Raw genomic sequence first — 1,162 nt, 5'->3', positions numbered from 1 at the left:
GGGAAGCAGGGGGAAGGGGGAGAATTCGTAACTCCTAACTCTTCACGGGCTAAACCTTAGCTATCCGCTAACAGCACTCGGAACTCAGCACGGGCTAAACGCCCCGCTACCGCTAACGGAACTGTTTTGCCCAATGCCCAATGCCCCATACCCAATGCCCAATTCCCAATTCCCAATGCCCAATATTTAATACTTCTATGCCTTGGTCTCGGATTATTAGTGGAATTGTTGCGATCGCTCTTGCTCTTTCTGTTACCCTTTTGGGTGGCTGGTACTTTACCATCATGTTTGCGGTTGTCATCTTTTTGGGTCAACAGGAATATTTTAATTTGGTGCGAGCCAGAGGCATCGCTCCCGCCGCTAAAACCACTATGCTTGTCAGCTTAGTTTTGCTAGTAATTTGTACCATTGATGGCAGTTTAGCTGACGCTGTGATGCCCTTAGCTGGCACACTTATCTGTTTTTACCTGTTATTTCAGCCCAAATTTGCCACGATCGCTGATGTTTCTGCTTCTATAATGGGGCTATTTTACGTAGGTTATTTGCCAAGTTACTGGGTGCGATTACGAGCAATTGATAGTGCCGTTTTTAGCAATCTACCTTTCGGGGGTTACTGGCCTACAACGTGGACAGACTTCTGGGAAAAGGCAAGTTCTGCTTCTTTACCACAAGGTTTTACAGCAACAATGCTGACTTTTTTGTGTATTTGGGCAGCCGATATTGGTGCTTACACCATTGGCAAATTCTTTGGGAAAACCCGTCTGTCTGAGATTAGCCCGAAGAAAACTGTAGAAGGTGCTGTATTTGGCATTACTTCAAGTGTTGCTGTAGCCATAGCAGGAGCCTATTATCTCCACTTGCCCAGATCCTTGTTGACTGGTTTAGCATTGGGTTTGTTGATTGGCATTGCTAGTCTTTTAGGGGATCTTACCGAGTCTATGCTCAAGCGTGATGCTGGAGTCAAAGATTCTGGACAATTAATTCCCGGTCACGGTGGTATTTTAGACCGTACTGATAGTTATATTTTCACAGCACCTTTGGTTTATTATTTTGTGACACTACTGTTGCCGCTACTATAGAGCTTTTTGGTTGAGTTCAAAAGAGGCAGGGGAGGCAGGGGGAGAGATGGTGCAATTACTCCTTCTACAAGGCTTTCAAGCCC

1 protein-coding gene is annotated in these 1,162 nt (G+C 45.5%); it reads left to right on the top strand.

Translation table 11 applies throughout. The annotated features are described in order from the left end of the window. Positions 1–197 precede the first annotated feature (197 nt). Entirely contained in the window at positions 198–1,079 is an 882-nt protein-coding gene (locus G1O98_RS38295) for a phosphatidate cytidylyltransferase (protein ID WP_163939679.1), read from the top strand. The last annotated feature ends 83 nt before the right edge of the window (positions 1,080–1,162 follow it).

It is taken from the genome of Nostoc sp. UIC 10630 (genome assembly GCF_010747425.1).
Classification (GTDB): Bacteria; Cyanobacteriota; Cyanobacteriia; order Cyanobacteriales; family Nostocaceae; genus Nostoc.
Note: the sequence above shows the minus strand (reverse complement) of the source record. Positions and strands in the feature narration are given on the sequence as shown.

Bases quoted from the DNA above. Each gene is read 5' to 3' on its own strand.
- G1O98_RS38295 (WP_163939679.1), top strand. From the start codon at position 198: ATGCCTTGGTCTCGGATTATTAGTGGAATTGTTGCGATCGCTCTTGCT.